The sequence below is a fragment of the Streptomyces sp. NPDC032940 genome (assembly GCF_040636935.1).
Taxonomy (GTDB): Bacteria; Actinomycetota; Actinomycetes; order Streptomycetales; family Streptomycetaceae; genus Streptomyces.
In genome coordinates this window covers 1-17091 of the sequence record NZ_JBEZVJ010000045.1, presented here as the reverse complement: position 1 = coordinate 17091, position 17091 = coordinate 1, and the positions used below count along the sequence as shown (strand labels likewise).

General features: G+C 70.2%; 16 protein-coding genes and 2 pseudogenes. 11 read left to right on the top strand and 7 right to left on the bottom strand.

The genetic code is table 11. The features are described 5' to 3' along the window. Window positions 1-53: 53 nt before the first annotated feature. A complete protein-coding gene (locus AB0E77_RS32030) occupies window positions 54-566 on the bottom strand; it encodes a hypothetical protein (RefSeq protein WP_361577838.1) in 513 nt (170 codons plus the stop codon). Window positions 567-661: 95 nt separating this feature from the next. Here AB0E77_RS32030 and AB0E77_RS32025 point away from each other — a divergent pair, with 95 nt between their 5' ends. Beyond that, window positions 662-1822 carry a hypothetical protein gene (locus AB0E77_RS32025; RefSeq protein ID WP_361577835.1) on the top strand — a complete coding sequence of 387 codons (1161 nt, stop codon included), beginning with the start codon at window positions 662-664 and terminating at the stop codon, window positions 1820-1822. Window positions 1823-1828: 6 nt separating this feature from the next. Here the strand turns inward: AB0E77_RS32025 and AB0E77_RS32020 are convergent, their stop codons facing one another. Then, window positions 1829-2260 carry a DUF4240 domain-containing protein gene (locus AB0E77_RS32020; RefSeq protein ID WP_361577832.1) on the bottom strand — a complete coding sequence of 144 codons (432 nt, stop codon included), beginning with the start codon at window positions 2258-2260 and terminating at the stop codon, window positions 1829-1831. Between the two features lie 238 nt (window positions 2261-2498). On the opposite strand from AB0E77_RS32020, the gene AB0E77_RS32015 reads away from it, so the two are divergent. Beyond that, window positions 2499-3071 (top strand): hypothetical protein, encoded by a 573-nt coding sequence (locus tag AB0E77_RS32015; RefSeq protein WP_361577829.1) that lies wholly within the window; start codon window positions 2499-2501, stop codon window positions 3069-3071. 1 nt (window position 3072) lies between these two features. Here the strand turns inward: AB0E77_RS32015 and AB0E77_RS32010 are convergent, their stop codons facing one another. Then, window positions 3073-3405 carry a hypothetical protein gene (locus AB0E77_RS32010; RefSeq protein ID WP_361577826.1) on the bottom strand — a complete coding sequence of 111 codons (333 nt, stop codon included), beginning with the start codon at window positions 3403-3405 and terminating at the stop codon, window positions 3073-3075. Window positions 3406-3700: 295 nt separating this feature from the next. Here AB0E77_RS32010 and AB0E77_RS32005 point away from each other — a divergent pair, with 295 nt between their 5' ends. The 4 genes from AB0E77_RS32005 (at window position 3701) to AB0E77_RS31990 (ending at window position 6624) form a co-directional block, all read left to right on the top strand. Continuing rightward, window positions 3701-4252: a hypothetical protein gene (locus tag AB0E77_RS32005; RefSeq protein ID WP_361577823.1), complete on the top strand. Its 552-nt coding sequence runs from the start codon at window positions 3701-3703 to the stop codon at window positions 4250-4252. Beyond that, entirely contained in the window at window positions 4159-5250 is a 1092-nt protein-coding gene (locus AB0E77_RS32000) for a hypothetical protein (RefSeq protein WP_361577820.1), read from the top strand. Before AB0E77_RS32005 ends, AB0E77_RS32000 begins: the two co-directional genes overlap by 94 nt. 128 nt (window positions 5251-5378) lie before the next feature. After that, entirely contained in the window at window positions 5379-5642 is a 264-nt protein-coding gene (locus AB0E77_RS31995; protein ID WP_361577817.1) for a hypothetical protein, read from the top strand. A gap of 105 nt (window positions 5643-5747) precedes the next feature. Next, a protein-coding gene (locus AB0E77_RS31990) for an IS5 family transposase (protein ID WP_361577814.1) occupies window positions 5748-6624 on the top strand; the annotation gives its coding sequence in 2 pieces (ribosomal slippage) (window positions 5748-6296 and window positions 6298-6624; 876 coding nt in all). A 47-nt stretch (window positions 6625-6671) separates the two neighbouring features. Here AB0E77_RS31990 and AB0E77_RS31985 read toward each other — a convergent pair. Beyond that, window positions 6672-7436 (bottom strand): GNAT family N-acetyltransferase, encoded by a 765-nt coding sequence (locus AB0E77_RS31985; protein ID WP_361577889.1) that lies wholly within the window; start codon window positions 7434-7436, stop codon window positions 6672-6674. A 270-nt stretch (window positions 7437-7706) separates the two neighbouring features. Between AB0E77_RS31985 and AB0E77_RS31980 the strand changes: the two are divergent. The 4 genes and pseudogenes from AB0E77_RS31980 to AB0E77_RS31965 form a co-directional block, all read left to right on the top strand. Beyond that, a pseudogene (locus AB0E77_RS31980) lies at window positions 7707-8719 on the top strand (transposase); the annotation flags it as partial. Continuing rightward, the gene (locus AB0E77_RS31975; protein WP_361577895.1) at window positions 8703-9593 is read left to right on the top strand and encodes a hypothetical protein; all 891 of its coding nucleotides are present in this window, start codon (window positions 8703-8705) and stop codon (window positions 9591-9593) included. The pseudogene AB0E77_RS31980 and the gene AB0E77_RS31975, both read left to right, overlap by 17 nt. Before the next feature lie 433 nt (window positions 9594-10026). Then, entirely contained in the window at window positions 10027-10692 is a 666-nt protein-coding gene (locus AB0E77_RS31970; RefSeq protein WP_361577811.1) for a maleylpyruvate isomerase family mycothiol-dependent enzyme, read from the top strand. Between the two features lie 124 nt (window positions 10693-10816). Further along, a pseudogene (locus AB0E77_RS31965) lies at window positions 10817-11152 on the top strand (class I SAM-dependent methyltransferase); the annotation flags it as partial. Window positions 11153-11535: 383 nt separating this feature from the next. Here AB0E77_RS31965 and AB0E77_RS31960 read toward each other — a convergent pair. The 3 genes from AB0E77_RS31960 to AB0E77_RS31950 all read right to left on the bottom strand — a co-directional run bounded on the left by AB0E77_RS31960 (window position 11536) and on the right by AB0E77_RS31950 (window position 16170). Then, a complete protein-coding gene (locus tag AB0E77_RS31960; RefSeq protein ID WP_361577808.1) occupies window positions 11536-13986 on the bottom strand; it encodes an Hsp70 family protein in 2451 nt (816 codons plus the stop codon). 965 nt (window positions 13987-14951) lie between these two features. Next, a complete protein-coding gene (locus AB0E77_RS31955; protein ID WP_361577805.1) occupies window positions 14952-15260 on the bottom strand; it encodes a hypothetical protein in 309 nt (102 codons plus the stop codon). Between the two features lie 256 nt (window positions 15261-15516). Beyond that, window positions 15517-16170: a TetR family transcriptional regulator gene (locus tag AB0E77_RS31950; protein ID WP_361577802.1), complete on the bottom strand. Its 654-nt coding sequence runs from the start codon at window positions 16168-16170 to the stop codon at window positions 15517-15519. Window positions 16171-16519: 349 nt separating this feature from the next. Here AB0E77_RS31950 and AB0E77_RS31945 point away from each other — a divergent pair, with 349 nt between their 5' ends. Beyond that, window positions 16520-16918: a VOC family protein gene (locus tag AB0E77_RS31945; protein WP_361577799.1), complete on the top strand. Its 399-nt coding sequence runs from the start codon at window positions 16520-16522 to the stop codon at window positions 16916-16918. Window positions 16919-17091 lie beyond the last annotated feature (173 nt).

Genomic DNA, 17091 nt, shown 5'->3' with positions numbered 1-17091 from the left:
GTCGAATCGAGCGAGCTGCCAGCTTTCCCCGCCCGGCACGCCGCGCACCGGGCTCAAGTGTGAACTAGTGAGGCGTGGATGCGGTCGATGGCCCGCAGTACCTCGTCGCGGTTCTTGGCGTGCTGCATCCATGCGGGCAGGCGGGCCACCACGGTCATCTTCCGGCCGTGGTCGTGCCAGGCAATCCCCTCACGCAGCGACGCCTGCACGAAGCGCCTGATCAGGTCGAGGTGTTCCAGATTGTAGGCCCACACCCATCCGTGCCGGGTCTCGGTCTGCAGCCACAAGGGGAGGCCGAAGTACGGGTCGGTGGCCGGCGCGTGCCGGTCCCGGTGAAGGGCCACACCTCGACCGCTCCATTGCTTCGCCGTCCCGCAGCTGCGGCAGACCAGACGCCTCGCAGCGAAGAGACCACGGTCGTGCCCTCCTTCCGGGGCCGGGTCCGGGGCAGTCACGACGTGCGCAACCCTCGCGCAGCCGGGACAGCGCACGAGGACCGAGACGAGGAAGTCGAACTTCGTGCTGCGCGGATCACGGAACCGATGGCGGGTGGAGAGCGGACGCATCGGACCAGTATGGGAGCCAGGCACCGAAGGCTCCCACGGGACAAAACGTCGGCTGGCACCCGGCCCTCGATGCCGCAATGGAGAGAACGCAGCCCATGGCTGATGGGGTTGCGGCGACCGCACTGTGGACGCTCGTGGAAGAAGCAGAGATCGAGGCACTCGCGGGAGGCCCGGACGACGCGCAGCGCTTCACCGTCGGCGGGGCGACCGTGGTGCTGGGCACGTTGGGGAGCGTGATCATCACGGCGGCGGGTGACGCGCTGGGGGACAGCGGCGTATGGAGCGCGGAGGAAGTCCGTCTGATCGGTGAGGCGCCCGCGCCGGTGACCAAGCGGCTGCTGGGCGACCTGGAGGCGTGGGGCGCCGATGAGTCCTCGCTGCCGATCCACCTGGCCGTCCGCGTCGCCGAGGGACTGCTGTACCTGGGCACGGGCCGGCGCAGGCGCGCGCACATCATGCAACCGCCGGACGGCGGTGAGCCCGCACTCACGAGCTGTGGGCTGCGGCTCGACATACGACTGAGCAGACCTGTCCTGGACCGGGTTCGCCCCACCGCGCCCGCACCGGACCTGCCGGGCCTGGGGTGGCTGGAGCACGTCGACGGGGACCGGGCCGCAGCTCTCGAGCAGTTCGTCACCGGCTGGTACCCGGCAACAGACCAGCCCCAGCCCCGGCACCCGTCATCCGCGCCGGCCGGGTCGCGGTCGCTGCCCGGCCGCTTGCAGCAGCTGTACCTGCTGGCCGAACAACGGCCCGTTGTGCTCGGACGCCACAACCACATCCTGCCCTGGCACGAGGTCTCCACCGACCACCTGGGAGAGCTGCTGGTCTTCGGCGCAGAGAACCAGGGATCCTTCTACTGGGGCCTACCCTGGACCCTGGACGAGTCGGAAGACGATCCGGCCGTCTGGTTCTGCGTGTTCGACGAGAAGCCGATCGCCGAACAGGAGCCGCTCAGCGGCTTCCTCCTCCAGTTCTCCCTCTTCGAAGCCGCCATGAGCGCCGACTACGTAGGCCACGCCCACAGCCTCAGCGACCGGCAAGTAGACCAGCTCACCGCACCCCTGCGGCACGTCCCCCTGCGGCCCTTCTGGCCCCGGACACGCACCCGCTTCTACGTCGCACCAGGACTCGCCCTGTACGTCGCCGATTCCCTGGACGACGGCAAGTTCGACCTGTTGGCAGGCGCCACACACCGCAGCGCTCTGCAGGCACTCCCGGAATCCGACGTCAAGTGGAACCACTTCGACGGCTGACAGCTGTCAGGCGTCTATCCATCCGGCGGCGTGGGAGTACGACTCGTAGCTGTACTGGGTGCTGCGGTTCCATTCCTCGCCGGTGAGCTGCCGGTAGGCGTTGTCGGGGACGTAGAGCAGAGCCTCGGCCCACGCGAGGCCGGTCACGAACGGCGCGAAGCGCTGCGGGTCACGCAGCACCCTCTCGTACACGTCGCGGCCTGCTGCGACGACCGCGGCCCGGGTGTACAGGAACGCATCGCCCGACAGCCCGTTGCCGTACTCCTTGCGGTCCAACCGGTACAGAGCCCGGGAAAGCTGCTCGGCGAAGCCGACCACCTCAGGAACAGCGCCGCTCGTCAGACGCGTTGTCAGGGCAGCGGCGAGCTGATCACCGTCGGGATCAGGAGCTGCGGGGCTGCACTCTTCGATGAGCTGCCAGAAGGCGTCTTCGTTCACGCCAAGGAGCATGCCGGAAGGGTGTGACAAGCCGAGCCACGGGGACCCCTGCCGGGATCACCGACTACCGATCACGTGTCCCGTGACGCCGGCCATCTGTCGGGACACCGCACCAGGCAGCCGACTCAGCACCTGGAATCCGCCCCGCCCCGACCCGAAATCTGCTGCCCAACGCCATCGCGGGTAGCACATAGTGGAGCCACACACCGATCAATTGAGCAACCTGGAGCCTGCGGCCGTGACGACCGTGCACACCGAACCTTCCACCGAACGGGTCCCCGGGCGGTCCTGGACCGTCCGCATCGTCGGCCACGGCCGAACCTCCGCCTCCGTCACCTGCAGCACCGCGGCCTGCCGGATGCCGGCCCGCTCCGAGAACCTCGCCGCGCTGCGGGCGTTCGCTGCCCGGCACGCCGCCGCCCACGCGAAGGCGGCCACCGTCCGCCCCAACGCCTGGTGCCACTGCGGCTCCCAGAGGTGCGGCGCCCACCCCGACACCAAGACCCACTGCGCCGGCGCCGTCCTCATGATCCTGCGCCACGACCCCGTCATGCGCCGCGTCTGGAGCGTCGAAGAGGTCTGCGAAACCTGCGCCCCGCTCATCCCGAACGCCACCGTCCTGGCCCGCGCCGAACGCCCGCGCCGCACCCCCGACCGCCCCACCACCCAGGCGCCTGCTCCCGTACGGCCGGTCGTCGCGGGCAGCTTCTCCTCACCCGCCGCCCCGGGCGCCGGCGATGCGACTCCCGTGCGGCGCTCCCGACGCAGCAGCCAGCGTTCCCGACCCCGGCGGTCCGGACAGGGACGCTGAACTAGTCACCCATGAACCACAAGTAGCTGCCTGGCGTGATCGCACACGCTTCGAGGAGTTCGGCGAGGTCCAGCAGAGCCGCCTTCTGCCGCTCGTCAGCGCACCGCCGGGTCAGGGCGGCGACTTCCTGACGGGCGACCTCGGCTTCCTGCTCGTTGAACAGCGTGTCCCCGTACGGGTCCACCCAGCCGAGTTTGCCCGAGCCGTGCCGGTCCAGTCCGCTCAGCGCACTGGCCAGCCCTTCACCATGCTCGTAAGACCCCCGCAGCAACGTCTCCTGCGACGATCCCTTGCGCCTGGGCCGCCTCGAGTGCAGCTCCAGTTCGATCCCCATAACCCCTCCACGGCCTCGGACACCAAAGCTTCGCAGCATCACATGCCAGACAGAACTCGCCAAGACCCGAGCACTGCTCCTCAAGGCCTGCCTACAGCTGCCCGGTCGGCGCCGGCACTGCCGCTGCCCGTCCCGCCTCGCGGGACGGGACTGCGGACCGGCGCCCCCGCGCTCCCGCCGGGCGGAACGCCGCTGCTCGCCGGCTCGGTGGCTGTCACCGGTGCGGGCAGGCTGCTGCCCAGCCGCCGTCCCTGCCGTGCGGCGCCCCCGCCGTTCGAGCAGAAGGCCCTCGTGGATGAGTGAGCAGAGCGCGCCCCCGCCCGGTGAAATCGACACGTGGCTGTCCGGGCAGGGCGCGGACGCCTACGCCTTGGTGTGGGTGGACCCGCCCGGCCAACAGGCCGACTGGCCCCTCGGACCGGAGTCGGAGCCGCTGAGGCTGGGGGAGACGGGCATCGCCCGTCCCGGCATCGACCCCGCCCGTATCACGGTGCAGGAGGCCGCCTACGGCCGCCAGGAGGCGCTGCGCCGCTGGCTGGACCTGGACACCGGCGCCCGCCCCCTTGCCATCGTCACCACCGGCCCCGACGGCCTGCGCGAACACACCCCCGGAGAACTCGCCGTCGCCCGGCTCCTGCACGAGGCGGACGACACCCAACTCACCCGGCAGTTGGCCGACTGGCTCCACCGGCGCAGCAGCACCGCACCGCAGAGCGTGGACGCGGGGTGGAGTGCCGCGACGGCCGCCTGGGCGTGCCACATGCGCGCTCTGGCGACTTCCCGCCGCCCTCCGTCGTCTCCCTCGCGCTGGAGGCCGCCGGGCAGGACGCGAGCACCGCGGAGGTGATCGCTGCCACCGGCCAGAACGTCACCGCTCTCCTCGACCGTCTCCAGCGCCCCTACCGGCCCCATCACGAGCTGGTCGACGACTGGCACGCTCTCCAGGCCCTGGCCGTCGACGTCCCGGCCTTCACCGGGACGGCCGACTGGCTCCTGGACCAGATCGCTTTGCGCGACGCCTTCGCCCAGCGGCTGCGCGCCGTCCTCGAACCCGACATCACCGACCACCTCCATCAGGCGGCCAGCCCCCAAGCCCCCGCCCCGGCACTCGATGAGCAGCGCGCCGCCCACCTCGCGCAGGCCCGCGCCACCGTCCGCGCCTACACCGCCGCCTCTTACTCAGGCCGCCCGCAGGAAGCCCGACGCATCCGGGACGCTTTCCCCGCCCCGGCCCGGGCCCTTGCCGCCTCCGGCCCGGCCACCGCCTGGCGCCGCGCCTCCACCACCGCCCAGCGGGCCGTCGAGGACCTGGCCGAACAGCGCGCCGCCACCCTCGACGACGACGCCGACTACCTCGCCGACCCGCGCCTGTTGCACGCCCGCATCGCCTACCTGTCCGCCCGCCACGGACAGGTGCACGCCCTGCATGACGCACTCGGCCGCCTCGCCTTCCCCACCGAACCGCTGGCCACCCTGCCCGCAGCCGTAGTGCCGGTCGCGGCCGCGCAGACCGAACGCCGCCTCATCGAGGCCTTCGGCACCCTCGACCGCGCCGCCCAGGCCCTCGACGGACAGATCACCTACCAACGCCAACACGGACCAGACGCGTCAGGCACCGAAGCCGACCTCCTGACAACCGCCCGCACCGCACTCGACCGCCTCACCACGACGGTGGTCTCGCTCGACGAGAACGAGATCCGCGCCCGCCTCAAGCAGGCCATGGCACGCCCCACCCCTCAGCCCGACCCCGCACCGGCCGGACCCGCCCCCGCTGACCGCGCCGCCCACGAGTCCCACGCCCAGGCCCGGGCTGCCGGCCCCGGCACTCCAGGGATCCACCGGTGACCTGCGGGGGCACGGCGCACCGCGCCGATGAGCTCCCGTTTCACCTCGTGCCACGGGCTGCCTCAACCGGCCGCCCAAGGTGCGTCCCAGCAGTTAGGCTCCAGACGGACGGAATCGGGGGAGACACGATGCAGCCGTGGCCGGAGGGACCTGTCGCTGACCCGGAGGCGGCTCGGGAACGCTACACCTCTGACCTGGGGGCCTCGCACAAGGCCCTGCGTGAGGCGATCAGGGCCGATCTGCCGGTCGCGCACGTCGGACTGGGCATCGTCGTCGTGGTGAGCGTGCTTGTGGGCCTGTTCGCGCAACCTGCCGCGGGCGCGCTCGTGGCCAGCTCCTTCGCCGCTCTGTTCCTCGCCGCCCTGGCAGTCATGCTCCTGCCGGGCAACTGAGGGCTCGAGGCAGTGCAGCGGGTCTACCTCTTCTCCTTCGGCTGGGCGAACTGGATCTAGGCCGTGTATCGAAAGTGGATCTTGGACTGTGAATGATCACGTTCCATGGGTCGGGGAGATCTCACGGACGAGCAGTGGGCAGTGCTGGAGCCGCTATTGCCGCAGGGTGTCAAGGCGGGGCGGCCACCCATCTGGCCTCGGCGGCGGCTGATCGACGGCATACGGTTCCGGGTCCGCACGGGTGTTCCGTGGCGGGACGTTCCCGTCGAGTACGGACCGTGGAGCCGGGTCTACGATCTGTTTCGCCGATGGCAGCGGAACGGCATCTGGCCCCAGGTCCTCACCCGGCTTCAGTCCCTGGCTGATGCGAAGGGCGCGGTCACGTGGGACCTGAACGTCGACTCCACGGTGTGCCGCGCCCATCAGCATGCGGCCGGAGCTCGTCGGCAGGGTGAACTACAGAAAGAACCGCCGGGCGGCATGTTCACCGAGCCTGGTGATCACGGGCTGGGACGCTCGCGGGGCGGGTTCACCACCAAGCTGCACCTGGCGGTCGAGCAGGGCCAAAAGCCCGTGTCCATCGTGATCACCGCCGGGCAGCGCGGCGACTCGCCGCAGTTCGAGCCCGTGCTGAAGAAGGTCCGCGTGCCCCGCCTCAGGGCCGGGTCGGCCGCGTGTCCGCCCCAACCGGGTCCGTGCGGACAAGGCGTACGCCTCCCGCAAGAACCGCGGCTACCTGCGCCGTCGCGGCATCCGCTGCGCCATTCCGGACAAGGCCGACCAGGCACGCAACCGCAAGAAGCTCGGTTACCTCGGTGGCCGGTCGCCCGGGTTCAACGCCGAGGACTACAAGGCTCGGCATGCCGTCGAGTGCGGCATCAACCGCCTCAGAAGGAAGCGGGCTGTGGCCACGAGATACGACAAGCTCGCGGGCCGCTACGAGGCCACTGTCCTCGTAGCGGCCATCAATGAATGGCTGTGACCAGCTCCATCAGGGCGACGGACGGATGTCTGTGGAGTCGTGGAGGTTCAGGTGTTGATGGCGTGTTCGACGAACTGGCCGCAGGCGCGGAACCCCAGGCGGTGGTACACGGGTTCGCCGTCGGCAGACGCCTGCAGGACCGCGATGTGGTGGTCTCGCTGGTGGGCAGCGTGAAGGGCCGCGAGCGTGGTGGCTCCGCCGTAGCCGCGTCGGCGGTGGGCGGCCAGGGTGGAGATGTTGTAGATGCCGGCGACGCCCGCGTGGTGGAACACCTCGGCGGAGCAGACCGGACGGTTCTCCACGTAGCCCACCAGGTACCGGGCCGGGCAGGTCGCGGCCAGCGCCTGGGAAGCAGCCCGGGCGAAGAAGTCACGGACGGTTTCGGCGGGTGGATTCCAGTTCGCGGCGAGGACCGTGGCGTAGTCGGCGAGCTGTTCGGGGGTGGTCACCGTTCGGATGTCCAGACCCGGGACAGAGGGAATCGGCAGGGTGTCGTCCAGCTCGGCCCACATCGCCGTCTCACGCTCGGACACCGGCAGACCGGCCGCGGTCAGGCGGGTGGTGAGGTCTGTCGGTGTCGAGGCAGGTCCCACCCACCAGGAGAAGCCGCGGCCGGTGCCGGCCAGCGACCCGACAGTCTCGGAGATACGGTCCGCGGCGTCGCCGGCGGTGAAGCGGGCCGCGGCGACGATGTTGAACGTGTCGTCGTCCAGGCCGCTGTCGGCGACCAGGAGGTCATCGGCCTCCGTGACGGTCGCACCGGACATGCTCCGGTGCAGATGGCAGGCGTGTTCCGCCAGATTCCGCTCCATCCTGTCCGTCAAGTCGGCTTCATCGAGAAAGTAATCATTCATAGGGATTGATCCCGGCATGACCGGACGAAGAGCGCATGCCATTTTAGGCGCTGCCACGCCGGTGACCAGCACTTTCAATACACGCCCTAGCTTGATCTTTAACGTGCGACGTCGAACGGTGCGTCGTACTTGATCACTCGGTTCGGTAACTGCCGTACGTGGAAGCGGCCTTCGTCTGAACATGTGCTCCGACCAAGGAACACACACGTCAGCACGAAGGCCGTGGGGATGAGTCTGCTGCATCGCGATGTCCGGCAGGAGCCGGTGACCGAACTGTCACGCTTCCGGGGCGAGTTCTACTCCTGTCTCACCGCTCGTTCGGATGCGTTGTTCGAGCTGGCCGACGCGGTTCTGTGCGGGGACGGGCCGGTGAGATCACTAGCCGAGCTGTCACTGGTGGGCGAATACCGCCGCGGGCACGGAGGACTCTACGCCGCCGTCGCAAAGGGCCGGGTCGACGCGGACCGGATGCGGCGGGCCCTGGCCTCGGTGCCGCTGCCACGGTCGGTGAACGGCCGGCTGGTCCTGGCCGTCGACGTCACCTGCTGGCTGCGGCCGGACGCCCACACCTCACCACAGCGAATCCTGTGTCACACCTACGGCCGCGGCAAGGACCAGCACATCCCCGTTCCCGGCTGGCCGTACTCGGTCGTCTGCGCGCTGGAGCCCGGCCGCAGCTCGTGGACCGCACCTCTGGACGCCCTGCGTCTGGCGCCCGGGGACGACACCGCCACCGTCAACGCCCGGCAGCTGCGCGACCTGGTCGAGCGGCTGATCACCGCAGGTCAGTGGCAGGCCGGAGACCCGGACGTCCTCGTCATTGCGGATGCCGGATACGACGCGCCCCGCCTGGCCCACCTCCTGCGGGACCTGCCGGTGCAGGTGCTGGCCCGGATGCGGTCGGATCGTGTCCTGCGCCGGCCGGCACCGCCGCGGGAGCCTCACACCATGGGCCGGCCGCCCCGGCACGGCGGCGAGTTCGTCTTCGGACAGCCCGACACCTGGGGCAGCCCGGACACGAAACCGTCACCGACACCCGCCTTTACGGCGCCGCCCTCGCCCGGTCCTGGGACCGGCTCCATCCCAAGCTCACCCACCGCTCGTCCTGGGCCGCGGCCGACAGCACCCTCCCGATCGTCGAGGGGACGGTGATCCGCCTGGACATCGAGCATCTGCCCAGCGGAGCCACCCCGAAGCCGGTCTGGCTGTGGTGGTCGGGCACCGATGCCACAGCAGCGGATCGCGGCAGGCAATCCCCTCGCCGAGGACCAGGTACCGCCCCTTCTCTTGGCCCTCCGGCAGCGCTTTGCGGCCCGGGTCGGGGATGCCGCCCTCTCCGAGGGGCCGGAGCGGGCCGACGACTTCATCGACTGGTACGACTACTTCCACAGTGCGTGGCTCACCTACGCGCACGAGTACGGCATCTTCCCGGACGCCGAGGCCTTGGCGGCTTTCGTCTATCAGCGGGACGCGATCACCGGTGACGGCGGCCGTCCCGTCACCGGTGAGGACCTGGCTGACTTCGTGAGCAGTTTCCGGAAGCAGGAGCGTGCCCGGGGACGGCATGCTGAAGCACCGTCCGGCGATTGCGGCGGTCACACCGCGGATGACGCCCCCACACTGCAGGGATCGGAGAGGGTCTCGGCGGGGGCGCAGGCAGCCAAGGAGAAGCGCCGGCGCCGGGTGGATGCCCTCATCGACGACCCGCTGCCCCAGACGGAAGCCGCGACAGCGGAGAACGCCGCCCTCACCACGGCCGACCGCTACTACCTCGGATGGATGCAGTACCAGAGCCAGCACGGTGCCGAGCCCACCGCCGAGGAACTGTCCGCCCATCTGGCACGGCACGGAACCTACGGTCGCGGAGGGAGACCGGTCAGTCCGGCGAACCTCCGCCGCTACTTCCTGCCCTCCCGGGTGTACAAGGTCTGGGCCGAGTACCGGGCGGCCAGCGAGCCCCCTCAGGCGGACGCCGTGGCGGAGCGGTGCGCGGCCCGAGGAATCACCGGACAGTACAACAAACCGATCACCGCCGCCTACATCAACGAGCACGCCGGTGAGTTCGAGCGACGCTGGCAGGCGCTGAGCCACCATCACACCGACGCCCGGCAGTGATCACGCGCAGGCGGTGAAACAGGCAGCGACGGCGAGCCGTGTCTGGACGGCGAGGGGTGCGGGTGCCGAGTCGCGGGCGATCGTGGCGGGGTCGTCCCCGCGCGGCGGAGGTGGCTCGAGGCGCTCTCCCTTGCGATCATGCCGGTGTGGGTTGGCTTCGTCCGCTTTCAGCAGCAGTGGGTTGGGGCAGCAGTTGGCGGTCTTCGGGCTCGTGGGGGTGCGCGGAGAAGGAGCGGCAGGGTCTGCTGCCGGCTCGGCATATCCACTGTGGTGCCTGTGAGGCCCCGGTTCGGGTGCCTCGAGGGATGGCCGCGCTGTGAACGATGACTTTGCGCTACGGGGGGAGTCTCTTGTTCGAACAGCCTGCCGGACGACCGAGTGTTCCGGTCCAGGTGCCATGCAGAGCACGATTCGTGACAGGAGACTCGCCCGTATGACTGGTTCGGAGCTGTCAGCAGATCGCAGTCCGGTGACGGGGGTCTGGTCACTGATCTGTACGGAGCGAGCGGCACTGGTAGCCGATCTTGCAGATGTGTCTGACGATCAGTGGATGACTCCGTCGCTGTGCACGGGGTTGACGGTGCGTGAGGTCCTGGCGCATCTCACCGCGGGGGCGAGTCTCAATGCTGTGCGCTGGCTGGCGGGTGTGATCCGTTGCCGGTTCGACTTCGACAAACAGGTAGCGATGCGGCTGGCTGAACAGCTCGGTGTGACCCCGGCCGAGACCCTTGAGCGGTTTGGGCGTGTTGTCCCCAGCAGAACCAAGCCCCCGCTGCCTGTGGTGGCCATGCTGGGCGAGACGATCGTGCATGCGCAGGACATCCGGCGTCCGTTGGGCATGCATCGCGACTACCCGACTGACGCAGTGACACGGGTGGCTGAGTACTACAAGGGTTCGGATCAGGTGGTCCTTGCCAAGGGACGCATCGGCGGCCTACGCCTCGTGGCAGACGACGGCCCGTTCACGACCGGATCCGGGGCACTCGTGTTGGGCAGTACCTTGGCCCTGACGATGGCCATGACGGGACGCATGGCGTATCTCGATGACCTGGAAGGCGACGGTGTTGAGCTTCTCCGCGAGCGCTGCGCATGGTCGTGATGCTGAACGCGGCCCATCGGTGAAGGGTCTCACCTGACGGTCCTGGATCAGTCACCGGTGGTTGACCAGAAGAAGAGTTCCTCTGGGCGGCCGTCGTTGCTGAGACATCGGTGGCGCTTCTCCGATGAGTTGGCCGACGACTATCACCTGGTCTCTGCGGACTGGGATGCCGGCGTTCGCCGACGAGGGGGCCGGTCTCGATGCTCTGATCGGTCGGGATCGTGTTGAGGTGCTTGACTGTTCCTGTGGTATCGGTATGCAGGCCCTCGGTGTGGGGCTGCGCGGGCACCGTGTCACCGGCACGGATCTCAGTCCTGGCGCTGTCGCCTGTGCTGACCGTGAGGCCGCCCGCCGGGGCTTCAGTCTGCGCACGGCGGCTGCTGATATGCGGGGCCTCCCGTTTCGCGATGGCCGGTTCGATGTCGTCGTCTGCGCTGATGACTCGTTGTCCCGCCTGCTGACAGAGCGGGATGTTTCGGCTGCCCTGGCCTCGATGCGCCGGGTGCTGCGTCAGACGGTCTGCTGCTGGTCAGCCGGAGGCGGCAGCAGCGGGACGCGCAGCTGGTCGCCTTCGCCGTGGTGGCGGCGGCCGTCATCGGCTTGGGGGCGATGGTGGTCGTCTGGCTGCTGGCGCGCTGGTGGGTCCTCGTCGTGGCCCTGCTCCTCGCTGTGCTTGCGGGGGTCGGCTGGCTCTGCAACCGCAGCAGCAGGCCCGATGGGAGGCGGTGCGGGCCCATGGCCTGCGCTACGGCTTGCTGCCTCAGCTGGACGCGCTGTCCCGCACGCGACCGCCCATCGGGGTTCGTCTCCCACCGGCCGCTTATGCGGGTGGAGAGCGGCCTGTCAGGAAGCTGAGTGGGTCGTGGGGACGTGGGTGCGTAGGCCGGTCCAGCGGGGGGAGTGCAGGAGTGCGGCAGCCTGTTCCATCGTGGTGTGGTCGATGGTGGTGACTGTCTTGTTGCCGGTGCCCAGGTCCTGGGCTGTGATGTGGAGGATGTTGTTGGGGTCGCAGTCGGCTGTCACCTCGATCTGCGGCACGCCGCGGGGAGCGGTTGGCAGGGTGAGTTCGAGGACCGCAAGGGTCCGGTTGCGCGCCGGGTCTTCCCGTTCGCCCTCCACGACGTGGAGCACCACTGTGGTCTGGTCGTCCGTGTGTGTGGTGAAGATTTCGGAGCGCTTGGTGGGGATCGTCGTGTTCCGCTCGATCAGCTTGGTCGTGGTCCCCTCGGCGGTTTCGATGCCGATCGAGTGGGGGGTGAGATCGAGGAGCAGAACGTCTTTGATGTCGCCGGTCATGATGCCCGCCTGAAGAGCGGCGCCGCTGGCGACGGCTTCGGGGAGCAGGCCCCGGTAGGGCTCACGGCCGTCCGTGAGCCGGCGGATCAGGTCTTCCACTGCGGGCATCCGGGCGGCGCCGCCCGCCAGGACGACCCGGTCGATGTCGGCCGGTGTGCGGTCGGCGTCGGCGAGGACGCGTTCGACGGGCGTGCGGCAGCGTTCCAGCAGATTTGCGGTGAGCGTCTCGAAGTCCTCGCGGGTCAGTTCCTCTTCGAGGTGGAGGGGGCCGTCGGGTCCGGTGGCGAGGTAGGGCAGCCGGAGGGTTGTGGTGTGCACCGCCGAGAGTTCGATCTTCGCGGTCTCGGCGGCCTCGCGCAGCCGCTGGGCTGCGGTGACGTCGGTGGTGAGATCCACGCCGTGCCGCAGCCGTACGCGGTCGGTCAGGTGCTCGACGATCCGCTGGTCCCAGTCGTCGCCGCCGAGCCGGCTGTCGCCGGCGGTGGCCCGGGTCAGCGCGGTGCCGTCGTCGAGGTCGATGAGGGAGACATCGAGGGTGCCCGCGCCGAGATCGAAGATCAGGACGGTGCAGTCGTCCCGGTGCAGGCCGTAGGCCATCGCCACCGCCGAGGGCTCGTTGATCAGCCGCATGATCGGGAGTCCGGCCCGTTCGCCGGCCCGGAGCAGGGCGGCCCGCTGGTTGCGACGGAAGCTGGCGGGCACCGCCAGCACGGCGGCGGTGAGCGGCCGGCCGAGGTGGGCCTCGGCGTCCTCGCGCAGGCGGGCGAGGATCAGCCCGGCGACGTCCTCGGCGGCCAGCCGGACGTCGCCCCGGGTGACATGCCAGCCGGTACCCAGTTCCAGCTTGGCGGCGCGCGGGGTGTAGCCGGGGTTGGTGAGGGTCTGCCGCTCGGCGGCCGTGCCGACGAGGACGTCCCCCTCGGCGGTGAGGGTCACCAGACTGGGAGTGGTATGCGCGCCTTGGGCGTTGGGGATCAGCCGTACCCTGCCGGCTTCCAGGACGGCCACGGCCGAGTTTCTCGTGCCGAAGTCGATGCCGACGACGGCCGCACGCACCGCGTCCGGTTCGCCGTCCGGGGGCGCCATGGCCTCGGCGGCTTCGGTGTAGGGGGCGGTCGGGGACGTGGCGTGCCGCTGGATGGGGGTGGTGAGGGCATCCGGCCAGGAGGAGACGCCGGGGAAGTCGTCCGCCGGCTCCCAGTGCGCGCCGATCCGCTCCTGCAACGCTGTGGGCGTGGGCCGTTCACGGGGGTCCTTCGCCAGGCACGCGTCGACCAGTTCGCGCAGCGGTCCTGTGAGCCCGTCCAGCCGTGGCCGCCCGTTGACCACCCGGTGGAGCACCGCCAGCGGCGGACCCTGACCGAAGGGCCCGGTCCCCGTGGCGGCGAAGGTGATCACCGCCCCGAGCGCGAACACATCGCTGGCCGGGCCGACTTCGCCACCCTCGGCCTGCTCGGGCGCCATGAAGCCCGCCGTCCCCACCACCAGACCGGTCGCCGTCAGTGCGGTGTCCTCCAGCGTCCGCGCGATCCCGAAATCGATCACCCGCGGCCCGTCGGCGGCCACCAGCACGTTCGACGGCTTCAGATCCCGGTGCAGCACCCCCACCGCGTGAATGGCCTGCACAGCCTCCACGAGCCCCGCCGCCAGCCGCCACACCGCGCCCTCGGGCAACGGCCCCGCCACACCGACCGCTTCCGCCAGATCGGGCCCCGGAATGTAGGCAGTCGCGATCCACGGCAGGTCGTCCTCCGGCCCGGCGGCCAGCACCGGAGCGGTGAACGCCCCGCCCACCGCCCGCGCCGCCGCCACCTCCCGTGCGAACCGCCGCCGGAACTCCCCCTGCCGCGCCAGATGCGGATGCACCACCTTCACCGCCACCGCCCGCCCGCCCGGTGACCTGCCCAGGAACACCTCGCCCATCCCGCCGGCACCCAGCCGGCCCCGCAACCCGATCCCACCCACCTTCTCCGGGTCCCCGGCCCTCAGCGGCTCCACCCCGGCCCCCTTCCCCCACCCCGGCGCCGACGTCCGGCGTCCCCACGCAGGTTACGTGCCCCCGGCCCCACACCATCACCGCACCGAGAACGGCGCACGTCGCACGAGGTGGCGCATCTTCACTTGGTACGCCGACAACACCAGCAGCGGCCCCGGAGCCGACCGCTGCGCCCCGGCCCGTGACCGGCACCGTCGCCCCGTGACGTGCCGGCCGGCCACCGGGACCGGCTCGTCTTGCAGTGTGTCGGTTTCGTGGCGGTGAGGTCGTAGCGGTGACAGCTGTCAGGAGCGGTCTGTTCTTGCAGGCCTCTGGCCTGTGGCGATGGCCGGCCGCTGGCACGACGTGGTGCTTTGTGTTCTGGCCACTGACAGGGGCGCGCTACAACCCCAGGCGGTCCGCTGTCTGGTGGGCGACTCGCAGGTGTAGCGTGGCCGGGCCGAAGCGAGCGTGGCGGTGATGTGCCGCGAGGTCAACGGCCGGGCCCTGGAGCCCTGGTTCCGTGCCTGGTTCACGATCAGGAGCGTCCCCGAGGACCTTGGGGCCGGCTTGGGGGTGCGGCGGGGCGGGCCGGGGAGGCCCAAGCGGTCTACGTCAACGTCCACAGGCAGGTCAGCGGGTCACCGGCCTGCCTTGCGGAGGTTCGGGAACGTCTCGTCGCCGACGGTCCATCCGGGGCTGCGTACTGCATCGGCAGGGACATAGCCGCTCTCACGGAGCTGATCGCGCCTTCGGCAGGAGGCCCGCGTAGCGACGGCCGCGAGGGGATGGACGCTTTCCTGCGGAGGCGGTGGCGCGTCCGCAAGGCGCGCGGGTGGTACGACCCGCTGGTCCTCACGTACGCTCTGCCGCCGCAGGGCTTGCCGTCGGCAATCTTCGACAGCGAGCAGCCACGTTCCGACGTCTGCGTCCAGCGGACTTCACGAGCACGCCGGTTGGCCGGCGCAGCAGTGTCAGAAGGCAGGCTTCAGTTGTGTGACGTGCGCCGGGCCACCGGGTGCCTTTGCGGACGTTGCCGCCACATGCCGGAGGTGGTGCGCTGAGCCCCTCCCTCAGTCCCGTCTTCCAGCCGCCCCGCCTGGCACGGGGGGCCTTCAGAGAGCCGGTGCGGCCGCGTGCAGGTGGGCAGCTCGCCGAACGTCGGGCGCTGAAGCGGCTGGAAGAGGCTGGAGGTGCCGGCCTCCTCTTCGAGGACGACCTGGTTCTCGATCCCGGCCTCCTTGAGGACGAGGTTCTGGCGGTCGGTCGACGCCCGCTCGGGGACGAGATGGGTCACACTCGTGCCCGCTTCTGTCGGCGTGTCGGACCCCGGTGTCATCTGACCCTGTCGTCAACCGGCATCGGGTCCTAGGGGGCCGGAGCCGTCGCCAGACCCCGCTATCACTGGGTTCGTGGGACGCGCGCCGGGCCTGTCGTCGTTCGGCCGTTTGACGGCAGGCCGCGTCTGTCCGGCGTGCGCCCCTTGGAGGCGCGGCTGTTTGGGTGGCTGCCGCAGACCGGGCGCCGTCGGGGCGCCGACGAGCGGCGCCGGTTCACGCTGCGGCGTAGTCGGCGAGCGACGGTGCCAACAGGGCGAAGGCACGGTCCGCCTCTGCGGTGACGGTGGCGGAGATCCGGGCGTTGTCCTGGCCGATGAGGGTGAGTTCCTGGATGCGCTGGAACAGGGTGCGGTGGACGGCGCCGAGCAGGGCGGCGGCGGTGCGGGGGGTGATGTCGCCGCAGGGTGCGCCGGTGGCATCGGCCAAGGCGTCTGCCAGGGCGGCCTCTCGCAGGTCGTGCAGGTCGCGCAGTCGGGCGGAGAGGGTGGGGCTGTCGGCGATCATGCGGGCGAAGCCGGGGCCGGAGAACCCGGCGACCGGGTCGGCGTTAGCAGCCGCTTCGGTGAAGGCGTGATGCAGGGCCGACAGGGCTGACTCGCCGGTACGACGGCTGGCCACGGTGCCGGCCAGGGTGGCGATGAAGGCGTCCTGGTGGTCCAGGGCCAGATCCTCCTTGCGCGGGAAGTAGTTGGTGACCGTCTTCTTCGCCACCCGCGCGGCGGCGGCGATCTCGGCGATGGTGGTCCGCTCGAAACCCTGGGCGAGGAACAGGCCGGTGGCGACGTCGGAGATGAGCTGACGGGTCTCCTGCTTCTTGGATTCCCGCAGGCCGGTAGGGGGTGCGGACGAGGTGGCATCGGTAGTCATGGAGCAATCTTACCCCCGTAGTATTTTTATCTTGACACCCTCAGGTGTATCGGTCTAAGTTTACGTCCATCGTAAAGTTTCGTCGAACGAAGAACGGATGCTCCCCGTGCTCGAATCCCGCCCTCTCGCCCTTCGGAGCACGCCCGCCACGTTCGGTCCGGTTCTGACCGAACGCGACAACCCCGCCCAGGCACTACCCGGCGGGAATCGGCGCCCCTCCCACGCGCTCCCCGCACCCGACCGGCGAGTCCCCCCGAAGACCCGCAACCTGCCACGCCGCTGCGGCTACTGACCTGAACCCACCCCGCACCCCCGCCCCACCCCCCGGAAAACACCGAGGAGAAGCACCATGCAGATCACCGCGTCCACCGTCTCGCTCACCGTCGACGATGTCGCCGCGTCCCAGCAGTTCTTCACCACCCACCTCGGCTACGTCGAGCAGGCCGCCGCCGACGGGTTCGCCTCCCTGTCACGCGACGACGCCGCGATGGACATCGTCCTGCTCGCCCGCGGCACCGAGGTGCTGTCGGCCGACCAGCGCGACCAGCACGCCGCCGGCCTGATCCTCGCCTTCACCACCACCGCACTCGCGCAGGAAGAAGAGCGGCTACGCACCCAGGGCGTCGAGATCACCATGCCGCTGCGCGAAGAGCCCTGGGGCGAACGCCTCTTCCAGATCACCGACCCCAACGGAGTGATCGTCCAGTTCGTCGAATGGGTCACCCCGCCCGGCCCCCAGAACGCCTGACCGCCCACCACATCAGGCCGAATCCGGGCCACGCCCCGCCAACGCCCGGCCCGACCGTGCGCGACATCCCGCAACCCGGCAAAGGACCCCGCTCTTGTCCCCTGATCCGACCACCGTTCACCCGCTGCCCGCCCACGAGCGCGTGGTGTTCCTCAAACCGCTGGTCACCTCGC